Origin of the sequence: Rhodohalobacter sp. 8-1, from assembly GCF_038150125.1 — a bacterium.
Lineage (GTDB): Bacteria > Bacteroidota > Rhodothermia > Balneolales > Balneolaceae > SW132.
In genome coordinates this window covers 94,103-117,638 of the sequence record NZ_JBBVMF010000015.1, presented here as the reverse complement: position 1 = coordinate 117,638, position 23,536 = coordinate 94,103, and the positions used below count along the sequence as shown (strand labels likewise).

15 protein-coding genes are annotated in these 23,536 nt (G+C 46.4%); 14 read left to right on the top strand and 1 reads right to left on the bottom strand.

Features of this window, described 5'->3' with window-relative positions:
• Positions 1-16: 16 nt before the first annotated feature.
• Positions 17-397, bottom strand: a complete 381-nt coding sequence (locus AABW11_RS14370; protein ID WP_340105817.1) for a RidA family protein — start codon at positions 395-397, stop codon at positions 17-19.
• A 163-nt stretch (positions 398-560) separates the two neighbouring features.
• Here AABW11_RS14370 and AABW11_RS14365 point away from each other — a divergent pair, with 163 nt between their 5' ends.
• The 14 genes from AABW11_RS14365 to AABW11_RS14300 all read left to right on the top strand — a co-directional run bounded on the left by AABW11_RS14365 (position 561) and on the right by AABW11_RS14300 (position 22,918).
• Entirely contained in the window at positions 561-1,877 is a 1,317-nt protein-coding gene (locus tag AABW11_RS14365) for a tetratricopeptide repeat protein (RefSeq protein WP_340105816.1), read from the top strand.
• A 22-nt stretch (positions 1,878-1,899) separates the two neighbouring features.
• Positions 1,900-3,120, top strand: a complete 1,221-nt coding sequence (locus tag AABW11_RS14360) for a tetratricopeptide repeat protein (RefSeq protein WP_340105815.1) — start codon at positions 1,900-1,902, stop codon at positions 3,118-3,120.
• A 12-nt stretch (positions 3,121-3,132) separates the two neighbouring features.
• Positions 3,133-4,272: a cystathionine gamma-synthase gene (locus tag AABW11_RS14355; RefSeq protein WP_340105814.1), complete on the top strand. Its 1,140-nt coding sequence runs from the start codon at positions 3,133-3,135 to the stop codon at positions 4,270-4,272.
• A gap of 15 nt (positions 4,273-4,287) precedes the next feature.
• On the top strand, positions 4,288-5,466 hold the full coding sequence (locus tag AABW11_RS14350; RefSeq protein WP_340105813.1) for an acetyl-CoA C-acyltransferase: 1,179 nt from the start codon (positions 4,288-4,290) through the stop codon (positions 5,464-5,466).
• Between the two features lie 373 nt (positions 5,467-5,839).
• Positions 5,840-9,733, top strand: coding sequence for a type IX secretion system sortase PorU (gene porU / locus AABW11_RS14345; protein WP_340105812.1), 3,894 nt, complete (start codon positions 5,840-5,842; stop codon positions 9,731-9,733).
• Positions 9,734-9,788: 55 nt separating this feature from the next.
• Positions 9,789-10,925 carry a type IX secretion system outer membrane channel protein PorV gene (gene porV, locus AABW11_RS14340; protein WP_340105811.1) on the top strand — a complete coding sequence of 379 codons (1,137 nt, stop codon included), beginning with the start codon at positions 9,789-9,791 and terminating at the stop codon, positions 10,923-10,925.
• Positions 10,926-10,950: 25 nt separating this feature from the next.
• Positions 10,951-14,169, top strand: a complete 3,219-nt coding sequence (locus tag AABW11_RS14335; protein ID WP_340105810.1) for a T9SS-dependent M6-like inactivated metalloprotease — start codon at positions 10,951-10,953, stop codon at positions 14,167-14,169.
• Complete coding sequence (locus tag AABW11_RS14330; protein ID WP_340105809.1) at positions 14,170-17,544, top strand: hypothetical protein; 3,375 nt, start codon at positions 14,170-14,172, stop codon at positions 17,542-17,544.
• Positions 17,541-18,506, top strand: a complete 966-nt coding sequence (locus AABW11_RS14325) for a hypothetical protein (protein WP_340105808.1) — start codon at positions 17,541-17,543, stop codon at positions 18,504-18,506. Before AABW11_RS14330 ends, AABW11_RS14325 begins: the two co-directional genes overlap by 4 nt.
• A 27-nt stretch (positions 18,507-18,533) precedes the next feature.
• Entirely contained in the window at positions 18,534-19,379 is an 846-nt protein-coding gene (locus AABW11_RS14320) for a PASTA domain-containing protein (RefSeq protein WP_340105807.1), read from the top strand.
• Between the two features lie 14 nt (positions 19,380-19,393).
• On the top strand, positions 19,394-20,083 hold the full coding sequence (gene rpe / locus AABW11_RS14315; protein ID WP_340105806.1) for a ribulose-phosphate 3-epimerase: 690 nt from the start codon (positions 19,394-19,396) through the stop codon (positions 20,081-20,083).
• A gap of 314 nt (positions 20,084-20,397) precedes the next feature.
• The gene (locus tag AABW11_RS14310; protein WP_340105805.1) at positions 20,398-21,306 is read left to right on the top strand and encodes a PhoH family protein; all 909 of its coding nucleotides are present in this window, start codon (positions 20,398-20,400) and stop codon (positions 21,304-21,306) included.
• A 32-nt stretch (positions 21,307-21,338) separates the two neighbouring features.
• On the top strand, positions 21,339-22,130 hold the full coding sequence (locus tag AABW11_RS14305) for an MBL fold metallo-hydrolase (protein ID WP_340105804.1): 792 nt from the start codon (positions 21,339-21,341) through the stop codon (positions 22,128-22,130).
• Positions 22,127-22,918 (top strand): purine-nucleoside phosphorylase, encoded by a 792-nt coding sequence (locus AABW11_RS14300; protein ID WP_340105803.1) that lies wholly within the window; start codon positions 22,127-22,129, stop codon positions 22,916-22,918. The genes AABW11_RS14305 and AABW11_RS14300 overlap by 4 nt, the downstream gene beginning before the upstream one ends.
• Positions 22,919-23,536: the final 618 nt, after the last annotated feature.

Below are 23,536 nucleotides of genomic sequence, written 5' to 3'. Positions count from 1 at the left end.
ATGTATGAGTAATAAATCAGATGTAGGCGACACAGCTGATTTCAACCAACACATTTTTTGGCAGTGTCTGAACAGCAACCGTTTCACGTGCGGGTGGATTTTCTTTAAAATACTCGCCATACACCGTGTTTACGGTCGCAAAATCATCCATATCATCTAAAAAGATTGAGCACTTTAGTACTTTGCCAAAATTAGTTCCTGCGGCAAGCAGTACTTCATTCAGATTCTTCATTACGCGCCGTGCCTGCTCTTCAATACCGCCGTCGATAATCTCCATTGTTTCGGCATCGAGTGCTATCTGACCTGAACAATACACGATATTATTGTGTATCACGGCCTGGCTGTAAGGGCCAATTGCTGCCGGTGCTTTATTTGTTTGAACTATACTATGATTCATGGGTAACCTTTTCTTTGAAACAATTTTTATTGATAAGCCTAAATATAGGAAGTGTAACAGAACAGATCGAAATTTTTATTGTCTTGATGCAGATTGCGATAAGGCTTAGTTATGATTACTTTTTAGTATTCAAAAAATCTATTAACCGACATCAAATATTATAATGAAACGTATAAACATATTACTGTTTCCTTTACTTCTCATTGGTTTTTTATGGGGTTGTGAAACAACCGACCCTCTTGTATCTGAAATGGAAACAAATCTTTTTCTTGGGAACTATGAAACTGTGTATGAAGCTGCTGACGAAGCCCTCGAAGCTGACTCCAGCAACAGTCTTGCCTACTTCTACAGAGCCGTTGCTTATGGTTTTGAAGCACAGGATACAGATCCTTCCTGGGAACGTGTCCCACTCTACGAAAACTCAAGGGAAGCTTTCATGAACTCAAGAGAGTGGATGAACAGAGCTGAGGAGCGACCGGGTGAGTATGAGGAAATCAACGACTACATTACCAGTTTCTGGGCCGAAGAGCATAACGCAGCAATTGGATATCTTACCGACGACAGCGTACGAGCCACGGTTAATGAACCTGTGCGATATGCTATCGGCCATCTTGAAAGTGCAACAACGATTCAACCCGATAGCGCCTTGAGCTACATTGTTCTCGCATCAACTCAGTTTAACCAGGGTGATACTCCCCAGGCAATTGAAACCTACGAGATGGCTATGGAGCGCATGGACGTGCCTGAACAGGATGATTACGAATTTTTGATCAGCCTCTATCTCAATCAGGAGCAATACGATAAAGCGTTTGATATGACGCAGCGGGCCCGTGAAGATTATCCCGAAAACACCCAGTTTGTTCAGTTCCTGGCCGACGTTTATATTCAGCGAGGTGATGTAGATGAAGCTATCTCTATCATCGAAAGCCTGATAGAAACAGATCCGGACAACCCGCAATATTATCGCGTTCTTGGTACCCAGATCTACCAAAATGTTAGTGCAATAAATAGTCAAGTAGCCGAGTTGTACAATCAGGCCTTTGATTTGGAGCGTGAAATACGGTCGCTATCAGGTGATGAGCGTGAAGAAGCGGAAGAAGAACTTAGAGATGTCAGAAATCAAATTGATGAACTCCAGAATGAGTCCTCTCAATTAACTGAAATCGCCGTTAATAACATGGAGAAAGTTGTTGAACTGCTCCCTGAAGATGATGATGCCTATAATATTTTAGGAATAATCTATCAAAATAAAGCTGCCAATCTTTTTGAACAACGAAACAGCATAGTTGACGATAACGAAATGGTCCAGGAACTCGATGATCAGGCCAGGGAAGCCCTTCAGCAGGCCCGGCAGTATTACGAGCGGGCTGCAGAAATTAATCCCGATGTTCCGGAGTACTGGGAATCTCTATTCCAGGTGTATACCACGCTTGGCATGGAAGAAGAAGCCCGTGAAGCGATGGAAAAAGCGGGAATGTAAAACAATCATTTAAATAAAACTTATGTATCACCTATCAACCCGAATGGTAAGCTTGTTGCTTACCTTCGGGATTTTTTTTGCTCTGTCATGCTCAACGTTTAAGACGTCCTCAAAGACTGCGTTAGACCTTTACGAGTCGGGCAACTACAACAATGCACTAAGAACTGTTAACCTTCAAATAGAAGATTCCCCTGATGACCAGCAGCTCAGGATTCTGAAAGCTGAGATACTTCAAAAAATTGCTGTCGAAAATTATCAGCCTGAAAATCGAGAGTCTGTTTATTCAAATTTGAGAACGACAACAGACGAGATTACCTTCTCGACGGACAGGTACCAATCAAAGACCGATAGTATTTTAAATTCAGCCTGGATGCACGAACAAAGTGCAGGCGTCAGACTTTTGCAGCAGGATGGAACCGACTCATTTGATCAGTATTTTGACCGGGTTATTGCTCATTTCAAGAATGCCGTCACCATCATACCGGACAGCATTGTTACCTACAACCTGATGGCTACGACGTACTACAGGCACGGCAATTTATCTGAAGCCATTAATACTTTGGAAGCCATTGAAGACAAAGGCTTTACACGCCCTCCCGAAACCTGCGAAAAGCTTGCATACCTCTATCTTGAGGCAGGCCAAATTGAGCAGTCAGTCAAAATTTATGAGACTCTTTCTGCAAATAACCCGGAATCAGAGATCTACCAGCAGGGCCTTGTAAACAGCTATATCCTGGGCGACATGCACACAGACGCAATCGCTTTACTGGAAGAGCTAACCGACGTTTATCCCAACAGGGTTCAGTATCGTGAGGCCCTTGCGACAGAGCGGTTCTACCAAATGAGGCATCGCATTTATGATGAAACACAAAATCCCGGATTTGAAACGTACGCTGATCAGGAGATTGATGAGTTGCTTTCGCAGTTAAACGAAATCGGCAGTATTTACAGAGATATTGATGAAACCTTACCGTCGTCTGAAGAGCGTCAGCAACGTATCGCCGCATTTTACGTAAGTGCTGCCGATATGCTTAATGAGCTGCAGCCACATGTAACCGATACCGCCAGCGCAAGACTGACTGAGCAGGAAGAGTTTTATCTGAGAGAATCAATTCCGTACTGGCAATCGCTTTATGAAGCAAATTCGGATCGAGCTGCCTACGCATACAGCCTGATAGAAGTTTATACCGAACTAGGCATGGAAAGCGAAGCAGAATTGTTGGAGCAACAAATCAATTTCTAAAAAAAGTATGATATGAAGTTCAATACTAAGACAATTCACGCCGGCCAGGCACCTGAAGCGACTACAGGTGCAGTAATGCCACCGATATTTCAAACCTCAACTTACGCACAAAAAGCGCCTAATGATCATCAGGGCTACGATTATGCACGTGTTGGGAATCCAACCCGCACAGCTCTCGAAAAAATGATTGCCGGGCTTGAAAATGCAGATCATGGTATCTGCTTTTCCAGCGGAGTTGCTGCAATTGATGCCATTATCAGAACCTTATCGCCAGGCGACCACGTTATTTCAAGTAACGATCTTTATGGCGGAACGTACCGGCTTTTTACTAAAATGTTTGAGCCTGTCGGCATCACATTTTCGTTTGTTGATATGACCGACAACAGCAAAGTTAAAGAGGCTATCACCGATCAAACCAAACTGATCTGGATCGAAACACCCACCAACCCGCTGCTGCGCGTTGCCGATATTGAAACACTGGCTTCAATGGCGAAAAAGCATAATATTTTAACGGCCGTGGATAACACCTTTGCCTCCCCGTACCTGCAGCAGCCACTTGATTTGGGTGCCGATATTGCGATCCACTCCACAACTAAATACCTGGGCGGACATTCCGATACCATTGGCGGAGCCGTTGCAACATCCAACGAAGACGTTGCAGAAGGATTACGCTTTCAGATCAAAACCACCGGAGCTGTTCCCGGCCCGATGGACTGCTATCTTGTTCTTCGTGGGATCAAAACCTTATCAGTACGTGTTCAGCGATCGATTGATAATGCAAAGAAAGTCGCCGATTGGCTGGTCAACTGCCCCGACGTAGCCCATGTTCATTACCCAGGTCTGGAATCACACCCACAGCACAAGCTTGCAGCAAAGCAGATGAAAGATTTTGGCGCCATGGTCTCGTTTAGCCTGAAAGATGACTCTATCGAAGCAGCGAATTCCCTGATGAGCAAAACAAAGGTGTTTACACTTGCTGAAAGTCTCGGCGGTGTTGAATCACTCGTTAGTCATCCGGCCAGTATGACGCACGGCTCCATCCCGAAAGAGGTTCGCGAGAAAGCCGGCCTGTTTGATTCCCTGATTCGTCTATCAGTTGGTATTGAAGACGCCGATGACTTAATCGACGATTTAAAACAATCTTTAAATTAATTTCCAAAGCACTTTATGAAAAATGTAGTCATTGTATCAGCCAAGCGTACACCCATTGGGTCATTCGGAGGCAGCCTGTCGTCGTTTTCAGCTCCCGAACTTGGAGCAGCCGCCATCCTTCAAGCCATCAAAGAGGCCGGAATTAAACCTGATGATGTTCAGGAAGTAGTTATGGGAAATGTATTGACAGCAGGAATCGGACAGGCACCAGCTCGCCAGGCCGCCATCAAAGCAGGCCTTTCTGACAAGACTCCCTCCACAACCGTCAATAAAGTTTGTGCATCTGGGATGAAGGCCATTATGATTGCGGCTGACCAGATTGCCCTTGGCCAATCAGACATAATGGTAGCTGGCGGGATGGAAAGCATGAGTAATGTGCCCTACTATCTCGAAAAACATCGGTTCGGCTCAAAACTGGGTCATGCTACAACTCTTGACGGCATCATTAAAGACGGCCTTTGGGATGTGTATAACGACTACCACATGGGAAATGCTGCTGAACTCTGTGCCAGTGAATGCAACATCAGCCGTGAAGAGCAAGATGAATTTGCGGTGATGTCGTATCAGCGGGCCATCGACGCCACAAACAACGGCCGGTTTGATGATGAGATTATTGAAATGAAGGTGAAAGGCCGAAAAGGCGATATCACCAAAGTGAATTCAGACGAAGAGCTCGACAAAGTCAACTTCGACAAAATACCTTCTCTTCGCCCTGTTTTTGATAAAGAAGGAACAGTCACCGCCGCAAATGCCAGCAGTATTAATGATGGTGCAGCCGCGCTTGTACTGATGAGCGAAGAGAAAGCAAAAAGTCTCGGGCTCAAACCCCTGGCTCGCATTCGCAGCCATGCCAGCGCAGCAAAAGCCCCCGAATGGTTTACCACGGCTCCGGCTGATGCCCTGCCAATTGCGTTCGAACGTGCCGGGGTAAAAAAGAGCGACATCGAGCTGTTTGAAATCAATGAAGCGTTTTCTGTTGTTTCGCTTATTAATAACCAAATACTTGAGCTGAATCCCGACATCGTGAATGTTAATGGAGGAGCTGTGAGTATCGGTCACCCGATTGGCTGTTCAGGCGCACGAATACTTGTAACGCTGCTACACGCTATGAAGCAAAAAGATGTCAGCCTTGGTGCGGCCGGTATCTGTAATGGTGGCGGTGGTGCCTCGGCAATGGTCATTGAATCTGTTTAAAATCAGATTCTTTTTTCTCCCAGATTTTAAGGGCGGTACGGCTCAAAAGCTGTACCGTTTTTTTTATGTCGCTAAGTAATTAACTTTCATGCCGATAGCGGACCGGACCTTCAAAAAATGGGTTAAGGAATTGATTTTCAAATTTCATGGGTGTATTATTCATGTGTTAAATTTAAACAAACCAACTCTATATAGAATAAAGCTACGATCACAGGACTCTTACAACTAATTAAAGAATCATGATTCAGCTTATTCTATCATTTTTTTTCGCATCAAGACATCTCCCCTTCCTAACAACAAATCGTATTTCTAGTCGAATAAAATAGATACTGTTTTTACAACATCTGATTAAAAGACTTAACGGTTTATTGTAATGCGTATAGCATCAATTCAAACAATCTTACTCCTGGTATCGCTTGTTCTTTATAGCGGTGCGGATGCTCAGCAGCTTCGTAAAGCGGCAGAAACAGACCGTTATACCGAGTATACGTTCTCGAATGACAGCCTCAAAGCCGTACACGCCCACGATTTTTTGATTGATGGCAGCCTGTCAGAATCCTATGAGGTCATCACACAACACTTGGTAACAAAACGATTCAGCAGTGATTCTCAATCTTTGATTCAATCGTTTTCTCTCTCACCCGACCAAACACCACTTTTTGAGGTAACAAACGCCGGAATCTACAGAGGGCAACAAAAAGCCAACCTTCTGTTCCATGCTGTTAGGTATAGCGAAAGTAATCCTGAAGAGATGATTGTAGTCAAAAACGCCCGATTCAGGATTTACAAGACACCGCGTACAAATCAGCGGCCTATCGTTTCACAAATGCAATTGGCACAAGATACCTCCACTCCTCTTTCTGATGGGGAATGGTATAAAATTCCCGTTTCTGAAAAAGGAATTTACGCTCTTGGCTCTGATTATTTAATAGAACTGGGCATAACAGTTGAACAGCTTAATCCCGAAAATATTCAGATCTGGACAACCCCCGGGGGTGAACTGCCCAGACTCAATGCTGCTGAACGCCCTCAGCTAGCTCAGATTCCCATTCTTGTGGAAGGAGAAGCAGACGGCAGTTTTGATGAGTCGGACCGGGTAATTTTCTATGCCGATTCTCCTCACCAGGAATTCAGAGATACAGAGTCCAACTCATTTTCACATCAACTCCATCGGTACAGTGAAAATAATTACGTGTTCCTAAGGATTGACGGTTCGGAGGAATCACTTCGTCAGGAAACAACTGATGTGACCGGAACCGGGCCTGTAATCACCGAGTTTAGAGACTTTAGATGGATTGAAGAAGAACTTGCCAAATCCGAACCTACGATCCGTTCAGGGCTGGAATGGTACGGGATGCGGCTGAGTAACTCAGCAGGCCAGCGGCAACGCACAATTTTTGATGACACGATTCCGGGACTGATTTCCGGCCGGACGATGGATATCGACATTCGATTTATTGGCCGCAGCACGCAGTCGATGGGTATGAGCTTTTCCTATGGCAATGAGAATTTAGGATCTTCGAGCGTGTTACCCATTAATAATTACAGATCTGAAGAGGGCATTTCTGGACGGTCTCGAACCTTGAGGGCAGCAGCAACGGTTCAGGATTCAGAGCAAATTCAGCTTACCGGGCAGCTCAATGCATCAGATCCGACCAGCGAAGGAATGATCGACTGGATCAGGCTCTCGTACGACCGGCAGCTTATCACCGACAACGATTATCTCTACGTTTACTCACCGGGTAATGTCACTGGACAGGTTGCTACATATGAACTTCGCGGCTTCACGGCCCAGCCGCTGGTTATGGAGGTGTCGGACCCGCTTCAGCCCGAGTTACTTGATGTATCAGGAACTGCTGCGGAGATCAGTTTTTCCTACAATCATACCGAAGATAACCGATTCATAGCGCAGGCATCGTATTTTACACCGGAACCCGGTGAGCGTATTCCAAACCAAAATTTACGGGGAATATCCATCAACCCGGATTACGTAATCGTCACCTCCGAATTTTATACCGATCTTGCCAGCGAGTGGGCCGACTACCGCAGGGAAAAAGATGGATATGAGGTTGCCGTTGTCACTCAGGAGCAAATATTTAATGAATTTTCGGGAGCCACACCGGATGTGACCGCTATCCGGGATTACATCAAATTTCTTTATGACCTATCCATGGAATCGGGCCAGGAGCCGCTTCAGAATTTGCTGCTTTTTGGAGATGCAACCTACGACTACAAGAATATTGTTGGTGGATCACTTGTGAATCATGTATTTACATTTCAGAGTGACGAATCCCTGCACAGGATAAACAGCTATGGAAGCGACGATTATTACGGCTTTCTTGATGATACTGAAGGAGAATGGCTGCCAAACAGAAGCAACGAACGGCTGGATATCGGGGTCGGGCGATTTCCTGTTTCAACCCTTGCCGAAGCCCGGGTGTTGATGAATAAGATAAGAACGTACGAGAGCCCGGAAACAACCGGCGACTGGAAAACACGATTTACATTTGTTTCGGATGATGACTTTCCCGATGTGCAGACCAATCGTGACCTTCATCTGTTGAATGCAGACGGCACGGCCCAGGTCATTGACGTGGTAGAATCAGCCACTAAAATTAATAAGATTCACATGCTCTCCTACCCTGTAGAAACATCGGCAGCCGGCCGCAGGGTACCCGGTGCCAGCAATGATATGATTCGTTCCTTTAACGAGGGCTCGCTTATTATCAATTATTCGGGACACGGCGGACAGTTTGTTCTTGCCGATGAGCAGCTTTTTACCACGGAGATGATTTCGAGGTTAAAAAATAGAGACCGACTCTCAATCTTTGTGACTGCCACATGCCAGTTCGGCCGGTTTGATGACACCAGCGCACGGTCCGGGGCAGAACAAACACTTTTATGGGCAGAGGGCGGTATAGTATCAGCCCTGACCACAACCCGGGTTGTTTACACAAGTTCTACGGCGGGAAGTAATAATTTCGGGTTAAATATTCAGCTTACGCGAAAGATGCTCGAGCGCGACGAAAACGGCCTGCCGCTTCGCTTAGGCAACATCTACAAAAACACAAAGAATACAAGCCAGGGATCCGGCTTTAACGCACGAAAATTTATTCTGCTGGGCGATCCGGCCATGCGCATCGGGCTTCCTGAACAGAGGACAGAAATCACCCGGATTAACGACGTTGATCTTCAACAATTTCCGGACAGTACACTTCAGATTCGTGCACTTGACACTATGAGTTTAGCAGGACAAGTTACAGACAGCCAGGGTAATTATCTGCCCGGTTTTAGCGGCCAAACCACTATAACCGTATTTGATTCGGAGCGGGTAGTAAGTCTTCCAGACAGAGATTGGGTACAGGAAGGACGGTGCTACACCGGCGACTGTAAGTATACTGTTGAAAACGACATTCTGTTCAATGGACGGGTATCGGTAGAAAACGGCCGGTTCAACACGGAATTCATTATCCCGCGTGACATCTCCTTCACGCCTGACAATGGCAGGGTACTCGCGTACACATCCACAAACGGTACAGATGGTGCCGGCTCTGTAAGTAACGTCATTTTTAATGGTATCAACGAAGACGCGCCTGCAGATTCAGACGGGCCGACACTCGATGCCTATCTAAACGACAGAAATTTTGTTAACGGAAACTTGGTGGGCAGCTCATCGACGCTCATCGTAGACCTCGAAGATGAAGCAGGAATCAACACAACAGGAACAGGAGTAGGACATGAGATCATAGCTACAATCGATACAAATCCTCGTAAAACCGTCGTTTTAAACGAATTTTATCAGAGCAATCTTGATGATTTTCGGAAAGGACGTATCGAGTATCCCCTCGACGAACTGCCGCAGGGGAGTTACACGCTAACCGTTCGGGCATGGGACGTTTACAACAATCCGGAGGAGGCGACTATCCACTTCGAAGTTGCCGACAGTGATGAGCTGAAAATCCGGAATGTGTATAACTATCCAAATCCCATGAGCCGCAACACGCGGTTTATATTCGAACACAATCAACCCGGCAATCAGCTTGATATAAGTATCCGTATTTATACACTCAGCGGAATGCCGGTCACGCACCTGCAAGAATCACAAATAACCTCGAATTCTTATGCTAACATTGAATGGAATGGTCTTGACCGGGATTATGATCGCCTGGCTAATGGTACTTATATTTATGTGCTTAGGGTTGGAACAGATACCCCAGAAGGAAAGCAAACAGAGGAAAAAATCGAAAAACTTGTCATAATCCGATAACAACACATTAAGTAAGGAATATTTCCGTTATATTTTATAAAACTCTAGATTTATTATGCGAAAAATAGCTTTATCTCTTACTGCACTGTTTTTAATGACAGGTGCATTCTTTACATCTAACGCACAAGTTGGCATTACAGCTGTACCTTTTCTGCAGATTGAACCTGACTCCCGCGGAGCCGGAATGGGAAATACAGGTGTAGCCATCGCCGATAATGCGTCTGCTATGTTTTGGAACCCTGCCGGGCTTGCCTACCAGAGCCAGAACCAAATCAGTATTACACACGCCAACTGGCTGCCTGCCTTTAACGCAGACCTTTTCTATGATTATGCTGTAGGAACGTACTACGTAGAAGGAATTGGTACCATTGGTGGTCACATCACGTTTCTGAATCTTGGTGAGCAGGTGCGTACAAGTTCTGATAATGTAGAACTTGGCCGCTTTAATAGTTTTGAACTTGCCGGCGGCCTGTCTTACGGTTTTGAGATAAATGAAAATTTCGCTCTCGGTACGGGCTTTCGATTTATCTACAGCTCGCTGGCTGAAGGTGATGTGGGCGGCCAGAAAATCAATCCCGGAGCCAGTGTTGGGGTCGATCTTGCGGCACTCTATAAGTCCAATCCATTTCAGATCGGTTCACGAAATGCGAACGTAAACGCGGGATTCAATCTCTCAAATATTGGTCCGAGCATTCAATACACCGATAACGCCCAGAAAGACCCCCTCCCAACTGTATTGCGTGCAGGATGGGCATTTACAACTGAGCTTGACTCACGCGGCTACAATACGCTGACAATCGCTAATGACGTGTCCAAAATTATGGCGCGTAATGAGCAGACAAGCGGTGATGGTGAAGGCGGAGATACATTTGAAGCGATGAGTTCTTTTGAAGCCCTTTTCAACTCCTGGGGCTCTTTCGAGCGCGATAACGGAACTGAAGTGGTTACGCTTAGCCTGCTCGATCAGCTTATGTTTGGAACAGGGCTCGAGTACTGGTATAACAATCAGTTTGCGCTGAGAACCGGCTACTACCATGAGCATGAAAATAATGGAAACCGCCGATTCCTCACCTTTGGTGCCGGACTGCGCTATAACATCGTTGGCGTTGACTTTAGCTACATTTACACTATAGAGGAAGATCACCCGCTTGCAAACACTATTCGATTAAGCCTGTTGCTTACGTTTGAATAATCGCTCATTTTTTTAGCAACGTTTTATGGCTTTATCAACTTTAGTAAGCAGCACGTCTCGAGGAATTGTGCTGCTTATTTTTTTATTTCTTGGGCCCGATCACCTCTATTCTCAAGTATCTCTATCTCCATATTCTGTGGCTTCCAAGGTTAATTCTGTTTCTAACAGTACCCTTTCGGATGGGACACTCCATATTGTTGCGGTGAGGGTTGAGTTTCAGCCCGATACAACGCGGTTTACCTCCGGCGACGGAACTTTTTCGGACGACAGCATTCCCTACCTGCAAAATGAATCTGTAACGATCGATCCCCTTCCCCACGATAAACCATATTTCGAAGCTCACCTTGAGTTTGCAAAAAACTACTTTTCCAGGATGTCTGATGGTGCATTGAATATCAGCTATCAGCTTCTTGATGATGTGTACCGCCTCCCGCAGCGTATGGAAACTTACTCTCCGATTGGCGAAGACCCCGGCTCTGAGCCTCTTGCCGATCTCGCACGTGATGCCTGGGAAAATGTTGCTGAATCGGGTAATCTCGAATTGGGCCTGAATCCGGGTGATCAAATAGCGTTTGTGCTTTTTCATGCGGGCGTGGGACGGGATATCGAACTTACAGGAACCATTCTCGATAAAACACCGCAGGACATTCCCTCGGTTTACATCAGCAGAGATGCATTTGGCCGCCTGTTTGACGACCCATCATTCAGCGGGTTCCCCATCGATAACGGAAATTTACTGGTAGACAACACGCTTATTCTTCCCCGGACGCTTACACGCGCAGGTGAGGATGTGACCGGCTCTGAAGTTATTTTGCAGCTCTCCATAAACGGAATGGTTACCGCACAGATCGGCAGCCACATAGGTCTGCCCGACCTTTTCAATACTGAAACAGGAGAATCAGGCATCGGGAGGTTTGGCCTGATGGATGGCGCCGGCATATTTGCCTACAACGGACTGTTTCCGCCTGAACTCTCAGCCTGGGAAAAAAAACATATGGGATGGGCAGATCCGGTTGAAATCGACTACAACCATGACGGAGCCATCACACTGCCCGCTTCATCCCTGCGCCAGCCGAATAGTATTGCAAAGGTATCTCTATCGAGCCAGGAGTACTTTTTGATTGAAAACAGACACCGCGAAGCCGATGGAAACGGTACAGGAACCACCCTGACCTTTCAGCGTCCCAATGGCAGCCGGGAGACACGAACATACACCAATACCGACACCACATTTGTGTTTCAGCTATCAGACTTTTCAGAAGAACTCATTCCGGGCGTCGTTGTTGATGTATCGAATTACGACTTCGCGCTGCCCGGTGGACCAGCCGAAGTGCTGGAGGAAACGGATGGAAATGATGAAAGAATTCTGAACGGCGGGATGCTAATCTGGCACATTGATGAGGGCATCATTCAGCAGCGCCTCTCCGCCAACCGCGGGATAAATGACGATCCGGATGCAAAGGGTGTGAATTTGATGGAGGCCGACGGTGCCCAGGATATTGGACGGCCGACTGCCATCGGTTTTTTTGAAAACGAAGTAAACGGGTCAGCCTTCGATTTTTGGTGGAGCGGCAACGATGCGTCGGTCATTACATCTACGCAGACTATCACGCTTTATGAAAACCGGTTCGGGCCGGATACAACTCCAGACAATGACAGTAATTCAGGGGCCGAGTCTCCTTTTGAGCTGTTTGATTTTTCTGATAATCTGCCTTTAGCAAACGTCAACATACAGCCTTTCAATACCGGTGAGAATCTCTATGAAGTTATTGAAACTACCCGCTTGGGAAGTTTAGGATTTTCAACACCTGCAAATGATCCATACTGGAACAGCTATCCACTATCTATTGTAGCCCTCACCGGGGATAGGGAATCTGAGTCTGTTATTCCGTCAAGAAACGGTCTTCTATATAGATTTTCGCAGGGCGATATCCTTGGGTTTACGGAAAACTATTCCCCACAGCAACCATTGGTAACATCCAATTATAATATTTTTGCCTTGGCCCCAAATCCCGCATCAAGCAGCCAGGAATTTGTCGTTAAATTTATTGAGCGTAATAGACGAGGTTTCTCATCCTTTTGGGAATTTGCAATTGAACCTAATCAAGGATTCGTGAGCAGTCCAGTCCCAAATTTTGTGCAATTTGATGGAACAGATACCAGAGCCACAATAGCCTCAAAAACGATTGAGCCTGATTTTTACTCCGCACCCGGATTCCGCACTGCCCAAATTCAGGGGTATGAATCTTTTTTATCAAATGACGGTGAGATTTCAATCACGACTCCATCAGGATCTTTAAACGGAAATATGTTACTGCCAAACAGTCCATACAGCAAAAAGCATATTGGATTGATTGAAAACCAGGACGGCACCTATAAAACGTACCTGTTGATTGAGAACGATATCATATTGATCGATACTGAATCGGGTAGTGACATGCAACAACGAGTACTTCATAGCTCAGAACATCTTGAATGGCCCGCACTTGTTGATCTGAATGCATCAGGCAATATTGATTTTATTTTTGTTGATCGGGAAAGAAACGAGATTGTAGCCAAAAATCTTAATGGTGCTGTTCTCTCAGGCTTTCCAATCCAGGCGCCTGAGGATGCTATTTTCAGAGGAACACCACTTATTTCGGATATCGACAGTAATGGCGAACCGGATTTCATCATCGCAGCTCAAGCCTCAGAATCGTTGAATCTATATGCTTACAACTCAGACGGCGACCCCATCGAAGGATTTCCACTGCTTGTTGGCGGATACCCTGATACATCAGTAGAGTTCATTCACCCAGCCATGAATGACGAGTATTTAACGGCGGTGAGTCCTGCCGGTGATTTCAGGGTTTGGCGGTTTCCCAACGCTCAAAACACGCAGTGGGAATCGCGGTACGGAAACGGCGGAACTAACAATCTGACGGGCCGGCTTTTAGATTCGGATGTTCAGGAACCTGCCTTTACGGTTTTGAACAAACAGGAAACGTACAACTGGCCCAATCCTGCATCAGACGAAACATATGTACGATTTCAAACATCAGAGCCGGGTGATGTTCAGATCCGGATCACCACAACGAGCGGCCGTTTGATTTACAACCAAACTCATCCGTCACGCGGCGGCTCACCCGAAGAAATCCGAATCGATACATCAGGCTGGGGAAGCGGCGGCTATCTCGCCGTGATTGAAGCAACGGTTAACGGTGACACTGAACGCAAACTTGTAAAAATAGCGGTGGCCCGATAAGTGACTTTCAGACGACTAACATACCATGCCGCTATCTCTCTTTCGCTATTGTGGCTGATTCCTGCGGCCGGTGCCCTGGCTCAAACCAGTCCGCAGTTTTATGATTATCCGCATAACCATCTCCCATGGTTCACTATCGAAAGCGAGCATTTTGAGATTCATTACCAGAAAGGAAGTGAACGCAGCGGCCAGGTTGTATCCAGAATCTCCGAAGAGATTTACGAACCCATCACCTCACTCTACAACTACGAGCCTGACGGTAAGATCAGTATTGTGCTGCGAGATCGCGAAGACTATTCCAATGGTGCCGCTTTTTTCTTTGATGATAAAATTGAAATTTGGCTTCCCGCGCTCGATACTCCCCTTCGCGGCACGCATAACTGGCTGAGAAATGTTATCACCCACGAGTATACGCACATTGTGCAGCTCCAGGCGTCTATGACGCGTACGAAGACTGTGCCGGCTATTTATTTGCAATGGCTATCATACGAAGGTGTTCGCCGTCCGGACGTGCTGTATGGATTTCCCAACGGCATCATAACAATGCCTTTTGCGTCGGTTGCCATCCCGGCGTGGTATGCGGAGGGAACGGCCCAATATCAGCGGGCGGGCTTGTCTTACGATTACTGGGATTCGCACCGTGATATGCTTTTGCGATCGCGCATCCTAAACGACACCTATCTCTCCTTTACGGATATGGGGATTTTCTCATCAAAAACGAGCATTGAGCGGGAGACCAACTACAACCAGGGATTTGGATTCGTAATCTACCTTGCCGACCGGTTCGGTGAACAGGTGATTGCCGACATTTCTCATGCAGCGGCTGACAGTGGTAAAACAGATTTTTCGAAAGTTATAGAAGCCGCTACAGGTATACCCGGTACGGCCCTGTTTGCTGACTGGATTGAAGAACGAAAAGAGCATTACCGGCTTCAAACCGCCGGTCTAAGCTACGAAGAGGTTGAGCATGTTGTGCCTAACGGATACTTCAATTTTTACCCAACGTTCGCTCCGGATTCCACCACCTTTGGTTATCTCACCAACTGGAATAGAGATTATGGAACAACGGCACTTGTTGTCCAAACCGACTCCGGCAGCGTGTCGATTGATAATGTGGGCGGACTACAGGATATGGATTCCGATCAATCCTATCGAATGGCACACGGTTTCGGCGCAAACCTCTCTCTTGATTTTATCAGCAACAAGTTCTCTTTTTCATCCGACAGCAAAGAGCTCGTTTACAGCCGGTCTGAGAAGAACAGGGTTGGGGAAACCTACCAGGATCTCTATCTGTTTGATCTCGAAACCGAAAATAAGCGGCAGATCACGCAAAGCGCCCGAATACAGGATCCGGCATGGCATCCATCAAGCCGGCAGGCTGCAGCAGTTCAACAGACAGACGGTACTCAGAATCTCGTGCTTGTCAACCTTGATGATGGAACAACCGAACTACTGACGAATTTTGATTCCGGTGAAACTGTCTTTACACCGGTCTGGCACCCTGATGGCACCACAATCTATATCGCCTCGGCTCTTGATGGAAATCGTAACCTCTATTCATACAGCATAGACTCTCGTGAACTCACGGCGCTTTTTGAAAGTAAATACGTTGATTACAGAGATCCATCGATCGATCCCCAGGGCAATTTTCTCTATTTCTCTTCTGATGATGAAGGAATATTCAATATTTACCGGACTGATCTGGGTTCAAATGTGACTGAAAAAATTACCTCGGTCATAGGCGGTGCATTTATGCCTGCTGTTAAAGGGGATCAGCTCTATTTTTCTCATTATATCAACGATGGATATAAGATTTCAAAAATGACTCTGCCGGATGAGCCCGAGGTCGTCGCTCTTACCGCCCCAGAATCGGCTCCCCTGTTCACAGAAGGTACTGCCGACAACATGATGGAGCGCCTCCAGGTGTTAAATCGCCGCAGTGATACAGATATTGGATCACTTCCTTTTGAGCCATCATCAAACCAAACCGAACCTGTCGAATTTGACATTGACACTGAGTTTGAACCGGACAGCCGTACCTGGAGTCCCTATTCGGAAACCATCACCAGCCTTAACATCTTTCCTGTGGTCAGGTTTGATAATTATTCTAAATTAAACGGTGGCAATGCCGATCTGCTTACCTCTGGCCAGTTCGGCTCACTTGGTGAAAATCTCTGGCGGGATATGAAGCTTGGCGCCTACTTCTCATCTCGCGATGTCACTGAAAAGATCAGCCTCTTTGGCGGTGCTCTTTTTGGATTTGGCTCGACCCCGGCCGATGGCGTTGGCGACTTTATTTCTCCCGGGCGACTCAACGACCTCGACAGAGATATCTTTCTTATTTTTGAGCATCGCGGCATTCCGTTTATCGAAACCAGCTGGTCGCCCACGGTCAGCATTGAGCTTTACAACCTGAAGCGAAATGTTCGAGACGGACTCTCGATCGAAGAATTTCCGTGCACCTCATGCCTTCCCGTTACTAAAAATGTAGACATTCGATACTCAATCTGGGAAGCTAATCTCTTTTTACGAAGTAAGCTGAACCGCTGGAGCCTGCTGGAACTTGGCGCCAACTACTCTCCATACAGCGTGTCAACCGATGGGTTTTTATCGGAAGAATTGCAGCAGTTTGTTCCCGGAAGCACGTCGGACTATTTTAAAGGGAACACCTTCTCGGCCTCTTATATCGCCGAACTGATTGAGCCGTCCAGAAATATGGATATCACCCCAATCGGAATTAAAGGTCAGTTTACCTACCGCTTCCAGCCGAGTCGCCTGCTTAACGAATTTGAAGTGAATGACGGTATACTTTCGCCTGTCTACGATAAGATTTCGAACCACTCGCTTGAGCTGAAATATCGCCAGGGTTTTTCATTGCGCGGGGATGATGCGGCTATGATTACCACACGTGCATTTTCGTACCTCAATAAGCCAGACGACTACTTCTATCTTGATTACATCGGCGGGCTAACCGGCTTGCGATCCTATCCATTTTTTGCCGTTGGAGGACAGCGCACAGCGTTTCTTCGTGCCTCATACCTGACCCCCCTGTTCCAATCGATCAACAAACAGGTAGGGCCGTACACGATAGACAAAGTATTTGCACATTTTTACGTCGAAACGGGAAATGGCTGGGGCGGCCCGCTTGACATTGGCAACGGGCTAAAGTCCGGCATTGGTACTGAACTTCGGTTTGCCTTTAATAGCTACTACCTGTTTCCCATGAAGTTTTTTATTAACGGCACCTATGGACTAAATCGCTTTGATATTCGTTTCCCTGATGACTTCATTACCGGCTCCGGAGATAGCACGGTGTCTTATGGCCGTGAATTTTTGCTCTATTTCGGTTTAACGTTCGATTTTGATCTTTTATGAAACTAATCGCTGCAACCATTTTTATATCACTCTGGCTGCCTGCCCTGATTTTTTCTCAGCCGCTGATATCGAACCTTGAGCCGCATCAACAAGCAGAACAGCAGCCGGCCGCTTCTATCTCTGAATCTGATTTTATCCGGCCGGTTTTGATGCGGGATCAAACCAGCCCGGCGTATGATAACAGCATTCAGAAGCTTTTTACAGAAAAACCAGGCCTTGCCCTGCTTTCATCAGGATTGATTCCGGGAAGCGGTCAGTTCGTAAATAAGAACTGGATCCGCGGCGGCCTGTACGCGGCTCTTGAAGTGGCGGCCATTTACATGGTCGTAGAATTTGATAACCGGGGCGATCGCGGCAAGCGTCGCTACGAGACATACGCCGATCAAAACTGGAGCGTTACGCAGTATGCAAAATGGCTGGTAGACTATCACGACGTAAACGGACTCGATAATTCTGCCCTTGAAAATCTACGAACGATGGTGGATGGAGTTGAGCCGGCATTTGATACAGACACCGACTGGAATAATATTGACCTTGATATCCTGAGGGCTGTGGAAAGGCAAAGCCGGTTTGTGACGCCGGATAACCTGTCCAATAGTAATTTTTCGCATATCCTGCCGGCATATGGTTCCCAGCAGTATTACGAGCTTATTTCAAAATACTACCAGTTCCAGTCGGGATGGCAGGATTATTATAGCTTTCACGAGGCAAACAGTACCAGCCCGTTTCTTATCTCTAGAGACGGAACGTATGCAAGCAACATGTTCTTCCGCGGAGCATCACTGGCCGATGATTTCAATAACGATTTTCGGACATCAAAAAACTTCCGGCTTATATTAATAGCAAACCATGTTCTATCTGCTTTTGACAGTTTTTTCACATTTAAACTGAAACAAAACCAGGTTCAGGCAACTACAAGTATGGCTCCCTCGCAGTATCTTCAGCTGAAAGTCAATTTCTAAACTCTATTTACATTTTTTAATTACTTCATGGATATCATCAAAAAAATTCTGACCAGCAAATGGTTCTACTATATTTTGGGTGGCGGCACTCTATTTGCGATCCTGATTGGTGCGCTGGCCAACTTTGTCATTATGCCGGAATACACCAACTACAATGAGGGCGTTACCGTCCCCGATGTGACTAAAATATCGCTGGATGACGCCCAGACGCTTCTCACAGATTACGGGCTTCGCTATGAGGTTCTCGACAGGCGGGCAAACTCCGCTTTTCCGGCCAACTATATTATTGACCAGTCGCCGCAGCCGCTGCAGCTTGTGAAACCAAATCGTAAAGTATATCTGACCGTAAACACCGAAGTGAGTCCTAAAGCGGTGGTTCCTAAAGTGGTGGATTTATCATTCAGAAACGCAAAAATACAGCTCGAAAACTACGGCTTTACTCTTGGAACGACGAGCTATGAATCAAACCGGTTTAGAAATACGGTTCTCAGGCAGTCACTTACGCCTGGTGATACTGTTGACCGCGGTGCAGCTGTGAACCTTGTGATTAGTGACGGTCTTGGCGACAGGAGGGTTACCATTCCTGACATTGTAGGATTGAGGCTTTCCCAGGCGCAACAACGGTTACGCCAGACGGGGTTGCGAGTTGGAGAAATTCGTTTTCAACCGAGTAGAGAAGAGCCAAATACTGTGTTATCTTTCAGCCCCGACGTTGAAGAGCTCACTGAAGGTGAAGAGCTTACCCTGCTGGTGGCTGAACGTTTTGACGCGCGTGAGGAGTCCGAATCGGGTGCCGTGGGTGCAGACACAACGATGTCCGCCTCCGATTCTATGCAGAGAATTCAGGCTGATTCAACTGACAATAATAACTGACATACATTTAATTAATGGCATTCGAAACCCCATTATTAGCACCATCACTTCTTGCTGCTGACTTTACCCGATTAGGTGAAGAGATTAATGATTGTCTTTCGGCAGGCGCACAATGGCTTCATTGCGATATTATGGACGGTCATTTTGTGCCGAACATCAGCTACGGCCCGTTTATCGTTGATGCGGTAAGAAGCGCTGCTCCCGATACTTTTTTGGATGTTCACCTGATGATTGAGAATCCTGATAAATACGTTGTGCCCTTTTCTAAAGCCGGCGCGAACATGATTACGGTTCACCAGGAAATATGCCCGCACCTTCACAGCACTATTCAGCACATTAAAAGTACCGGGTGCCAGGCCGGGGTTGCCATCAACCCGGCGACGTCAGTTGACCTGCTCTACCCCATTTTGCCTGATGTAGACATGGTACTGGTGATGAGCGTAAATCCCGGATTTGGCGGACAGTCTTTCATTGATGCGTCCTATCAAAAAGTCTACAAGCTAAATGAAATTCGAAAGCAGATGAATATGACGTACCTGATTGAAGTGGATGGCGGCGTTCAATCAAATAATGCAACCAAGCTGATACAAAAGGGAGCTGATGTTTTGGTTGCAGGAAGCAGTGTATTTAAAGCAGAGAGCATTCCGGGGGCCATCAAAGAAATCAGAGCCAGAATGAATGCCGGCAGAGCCGATATAGTTTAATCTGACTAATAATCTGCTTATTTTGGGGAGCTAGGCAAAGAAGTCTTCCGCCGGCTGGCGGAGAGATTGCCCCGAAGGGATCCCAATGGAAAGAGGGGTGTTCATCGGTTTTTCAAAAATCTGATAAACATCCCCCTATGTCCCCTTTATTAAGGGGGATTCTGATATTTATTAATTAATCTCGAATTCAGATTTAATCTTTTATTTCCACTTTAGAACACAGGCTTATCAAAACAGAAGAAGAAGATCAGAAGAAAACAATTCAAATTGAAAACGCTGACCCGATTGTTGTTCTCGGGTTTGATGATAAAAATTTGTCACAGCTCGAAAAAGCATTTCCGGACGCCACCATAACGGCTCGGGGCAATAAAATTAAGCTGAAAGGACCCGAAGGTGACGTTGAAGACCTTGCTGATATCATTCGCGAGATGATATCCATGGTAAAGCGCGGCAGCCAGCTCTCATCGCAGGATATATCAACACTGCTTGCACTGGCTGATAAAGTGGAAAGCACAAAATCGTTATCGTCACCTACCTTTGAGCAGGATACCGGCGACATTATACTTCATACACACACCGGTGAGGCCGTATCGGCAAAAACTTCCGGGCAGCGCAACATCGTAAAGGCTTCTGAAAATAACGACATCCTATTTGCCATTGGCCCGGCGGGAACGGGGAAAACATATACATCCGTGGCACTTGCGGTCCGTGCCCTAAAGCAGCGCCAGGTGAAACGTATTATCCTTGCCCGGCCGGCTGTGGAGGCGGGCGAGAATCTTGGATTTCTGCCCGGCGACCTGAAAGAGAAAATCGATCCATACCTCCGCCCTCTTTATGATGCCCTCGAAGAGATGATTGAGTATGATAAGCTGGAGTTTCAGCTGTCGAAAAATGTGATCGAAATTGCCCCACTCGCATATATGCGTGGCCGAACATTGAATAACGCGTTTGTTATTCTTGATGAAGCCCAGAACGCTACCAACACGCAGATGAAAATGTTTCTGACCCGGATTGGCTACAACAGCCGGGCAATTATAACGGGCGACATCACCCAAACTGACCTGCCAAGAAAACAGGAATCCGGTCTCATCGTTATTCAAAATATCCTGAAAGATATCGACGGAATTTCGTTTGTTTATCTTGATCAAAGCGATGTAGTCCGTCATAAACTTGTACGCGACATTATCGAAGCGTACGATAAGTTTGAAGATAAAAAACGATAACTTTCAGTTCAGCTACCGACCGACGCAAACTCATGGTTAAAGTAATCCCCCTTTATGAAGGAACGTTCTCAGTTGCCATCGACAAAATTTTCAGGCGAATAGACAAAAGCGATCCCCCGCACAAAAACGCCCTTAAACTCTCCATTAACCCGTTTTTGATACAGGACGACAATCAAAATATTTTGTTTGATGCTGGCCTTGGTGATCTCCTCGGGCAGGATACAAGTATTGATATGATTCTGGGTAATCTTGAGGAGCAGGGTGTTTTAGATTTTGAAGTCACCGACGTTTTTCTAAGCCATCTCCACTTTGACCATATGGGTGGACTGGCTCATCAAAAAAACGGTTATTGGGAGCTTACGTTTTCTGAGGCTGATATATGGGTCTCTGAGGCAGGATGGAAAAAGCTGTCTGAATCAATAGACTCACAGGATGAGCGAAAACGAGACTTTTTTCACTTTTTAGACAGTCATGCAAATCTCCAGATGTTAACCGGGAATTCATCAAACCCAATATCAAATATTCGGGTTGAAACTATTGGCGGCCATACGGAACATCATCAGGCTCTTTACTACGAAAATGTGGACCACAAGTACGTGATGGCGGGAGACGTCATCGGTACGCGCAGCGCTATCAATCGATCGTATGCGGCCAAGTATGATTTTGACCCCAAGCAGAGTATGAAGGTCCGAAAAGAAATCCAGGAGCTATCGTACAGTGAGGGACATGTTATTATGGCCTATCACGAAACAGATAATCCGATGTTCAGGCTTACAGGGTACGATGACAATAAAGGGTACAAAATAGAGAATATTAGCGCATGACATTACCCGGCAATATCTACAGTATTAAACAATTCCTTCTTGAACAGTCATTTCCAGAGACAATTGAAGCAGCGGTCATTCTCGGCTCCGGACTTGGAGAGTTCTCAACCGTCATTGAAAATCCAGTTTCGATTGCATACGGTGATATTCCCGATTTCCCACAAACATCCGTGCAGGGACATTCCGGAGAGCTTATTTCCGGAACAGTAGCCGGAAAGTCCGTGATCGCTTTTTCCGGGCGGTTTCATCGTTACGAGGGACACCCTTATTCAAAAACAGTATTGCCGGTCCACCTGGCTCAAGCATTCGATGCCGGCAAACTCATCATCTCAAATGCGGCTGGTGCCATCAACACTGGCTTTAGGGTTGGAGATTTGATGGTAATTGATGATGTTTTCAGGTTGTTTGAGCATGTTTCGGCAGCTCCATCTGAAACATTTCGATACAATCATGGAGAAACAGCTGCGCGTGTTCGCCGTATAGCAGCTTCAATTGGACTGGAAGTTCAGCGGGGAACCTATCTATTTGCGCAAGGGCCATCCTACGAGACGAAGTCCGAAATAAGGGCATTCAGGATTCTGGGCGGGGATGTGGTTGGAATGAGTACACTGCCTGAACTTGTGGAAGCGGCCCGGCTGCAACTGCCTGCCGCAGCCATTTCCATGGTCACTAATATGGCAGCGGGCGTAGTGGCAGGAAAGCTGGATCATAAACACGTGAAAGCAGCGGCCGAAAGCCGCAAAGATGACTTTGCGCGGTTGGTTACCGAGCTGATAAAAGAGTTGTAAACGTTTTGGACACAAACCTGCCCTCCGCACGTGTGAGACTTCGAAAAGCGGGCCACTGGTAAGAAGTAAGAGGACCTGATAGAGTGCGTTAGCTCCTGTAAGCGTTCGGGTTACAAATATAGCGAGTAACGAATATTGAAGGCCGAATGTCGAAGTAAAAAACTTCCTTATTCGACATTTGATATTCAGTGTTCGATATTTGGTCAAAAACCGAGGCTTGACAGCGTGCGAAGCTCCTGTAAGTGTCCGGGTTAAATATATCGAATAACGAATATTGAAGGCCGAATTTGGAGGTGATTCCTAATATACCGGGATAACTTCTAATTCCTGCATTAACACCTTCTCAAGACTCATGACTCCTTAACCCGCAACTCTTCAAGGAGCTCTCTGCGTTCGCACGCTTGGAGGTTGCTCAACTCACGAGAGGATAGGTCTTACGATAGATTTCTGAATGAATTGAGCTTATTAATTCAAGCCATTTTACACAGCGCTGCATTGCCGTACCTCTCTTAAAGGGGTTCTGCGCATGATATGAAATATCCTATTCTTGTTCGAACTTTAAACCCTGCCACTGGTCCACCTTTCAACTGAGCAAAGTTAGGAGATCGCGGATCGGAG

Coding starts and splice junctions, on each gene's coding strand:
- AABW11_RS14335 (WP_340105810.1), top strand. CDS start 10,951: ATGGCTTTATCAACTTTAGTAAGCAGCACGTCTCGAGGAATTGTGCTG.
- porV (WP_340105811.1), top strand. CDS start 9,789: ATGCGAAAAATAGCTTTATCTCTTACTGCACTGTTTTTAATGACAGGT.
- rpe (WP_340105806.1), top strand. CDS start 19,394: ATGGCATTCGAAACCCCATTATTAGCACCATCACTTCTTGCTGCTGAC.
- AABW11_RS14360 (WP_340105815.1), top strand. CDS start 1,900: ATGTATCACCTATCAACCCGAATGGTAAGCTTGTTGCTTACCTTCGGG.
- porU (WP_340105812.1), top strand. CDS start 5,840: ATGCGTATAGCATCAATTCAAACAATCTTACTCCTGGTATCGCTTGTT.
- AABW11_RS14370 (WP_340105817.1), bottom strand. CDS start 397: ATGAATCATAGTATAGTTCAAACAAATAAAGCACCGGCAGCAATTGGC.
- AABW11_RS14355 (WP_340105814.1), top strand. CDS start 3,133: ATGAAGTTCAATACTAAGACAATTCACGCCGGCCAGGCACCTGAAGCG.
- AABW11_RS14320 (WP_340105807.1), top strand. CDS start 18,534: ATGGATATCATCAAAAAAATTCTGACCAGCAAATGGTTCTACTATATT.
- AABW11_RS14305 (WP_340105804.1), top strand. CDS start 21,339: ATGGTTAAAGTAATCCCCCTTTATGAAGGAACGTTCTCAGTTGCCATC.
- AABW11_RS14365 (WP_340105816.1), top strand. CDS start 561: ATGAAACGTATAAACATATTACTGTTTCCTTTACTTCTCATTGGTTTT.
- AABW11_RS14325 (WP_340105808.1), top strand. CDS start 17,541: ATGAAACTAATCGCTGCAACCATTTTTATATCACTCTGGCTGCCTGCC.
- AABW11_RS14300 (WP_340105803.1), top strand. CDS start 22,127: ATGACATTACCCGGCAATATCTACAGTATTAAACAATTCCTTCTTGAA.
- AABW11_RS14350 (WP_340105813.1), top strand. CDS start 4,288: ATGAAAAATGTAGTCATTGTATCAGCCAAGCGTACACCCATTGGGTCA.